General features: G+C 70.9%; 2 protein-coding genes. One reads left to right on the top strand and one right to left on the bottom strand.

Going from position 1 to position 1,445, the window contains the following annotated elements; all coding sequences use genetic code 11:
• Positions 1–182 precede the first annotated feature (182 nt).
• Positions 183–806 (top strand): TetR/AcrR family transcriptional regulator, encoded by a 624-nt coding sequence (locus P409_RS34170; protein WP_034849267.1) that lies wholly within the window; start codon positions 183–185, stop codon positions 804–806.
• A 172-nt stretch (positions 807–978) separates the two neighbouring features.
• Here the strand turns inward: P409_RS34170 and P409_RS34165 are convergent.
• Positions 979–1,445, bottom strand: a 467-nt coding sequence (locus tag P409_RS34165; RefSeq protein ID WP_034849266.1) for a class I SAM-dependent methyltransferase, incomplete at its 5' end; no start/stop codon positions are given.

The following is a 1,445-nucleotide window of genomic DNA, read 5'->3' as shown; positions in this document are numbered from 1 at the left end:
GCCAGGCGGCGGGCGATGGCGGCGCCGATGCCGCGGCTGGCGCCGGTGACCAGCGCCGCCGTTCCGGACAGGTCGGCCATGGGGAGACTCCATATCTTTAATGATCGATAAATAAATAGCTGGCGCAGTTGCATCCCGCGGTCAAGCGATTTATTTATGGATCATTAAAGAAAGGATCGGAGATGGCGGAGCGCGGCCGACCCCGCGGTTTCGACCGGGACGTGGCCCTGCGGCGGGCGATGGAGCTGTTCTGGCGGCATGGCTATGAAGGCGTGTCGATGGCCGACCTGACGGCGGCGATGGGCATCGCGGCGCCCAGCCTCTACGCCGCCTTCGGCAGCAAGGAGGCGCTGTTCCGCGAGGCGGTCGATCTCTACCGCGCCACCAGCGGCTCGGCCACGCACCGGGCGCTGGACTGCCAGCGCACGGCGCGCGCGGCGATCGAGGCGATGCTGCGCGACAATGCCGACGCCTTCACCGACCCCGGCCTGCCGAACGGCTGCTTCGTCATCCTCGGCGCCATCAACACGGCGCCGGAGCATGAGGGCGTGCGCGCCCATCTGCTGGACCTGCACAAGGAATCCTGCGGCCTGATCCTGCGCCGGCTGGAGCAAGGCAAGGCCGCGGGCGAGTTCCCGCCGGGCCTGGATCTGGGCCCGCTCGCCGGCTTCACCTCGACCGTCCTGGCCGGGCTGTCGATCAAGGCCCGCGACGGCACCGGCCGCCGCGAGATGCACGCCATCATCGACCACGCGATGGCGGCCTGGGACGCGATGGTCGGGACGGCTTCTGTCAGCCCCAAGTAACCTGCCTTCGCGGCACGGCCTGCCCCCTCACCCTCCCTCTCCCCAAGGAGAGGGATATCCGAGCCGCGCCCCTTCACCTCTCCTTGGGGAGAGGTCGAAATCGCGTCAGCGATTTCGGGTGAGGGGGCGACACGGCCCAGCGGCACCGCGCCCTCCCGGCGCCAGGCTATGGCTAAGCCGGCGGCCGCTGCCAGCGGCGGGTGATCTTGTACACCGCGGCCGGCGGCACATTGGCCACCGCCCGGCCGATCCGCACCGCCTTGAGGCCCAGCCGGTCCAGGATGGCGCGCGGGATCGGGCAGCGCGGCCCATAGGTGAACTGGTAGAACGCCCCGTCCGGCCGCAGATGGCCGAAGGCGCCGTTGAGGATGCCGATCACGGTCTTGGGCGGCATCGACAGCACCGGCAGGCCGCTGACCACGGCGCCGGCCTTCTCGCCGTCGAAGGGATCGGCCGTGCCCAGCCGGGCCGCGTTCATGCACAGCACCTGCGCCTCCGGGAAGCGCTGGCGCAGCAGCGCCGCGAAATCCGGCCCGGCCTCGACCAGCGCCAGCCGCGATTCCGGCACGCCGCGGCCGATCAGCGCCCGGGTGAAGGCCCCGGTGCCGGGCCCGAGCTCGATCACCGGCGCGCTTTCCG

The organism is Inquilinus limosus MP06, assembly GCF_000767795.1.
Taxonomy (GTDB): Bacteria; Pseudomonadota; Alphaproteobacteria; order DSM-16000; family Inquilinaceae; genus Inquilinus; species Inquilinus limosus_E.
The sequence above is the reverse complement of the archived record's forward strand: the minus strand, read 5'-3'. Positions and strand labels throughout refer to the sequence as shown.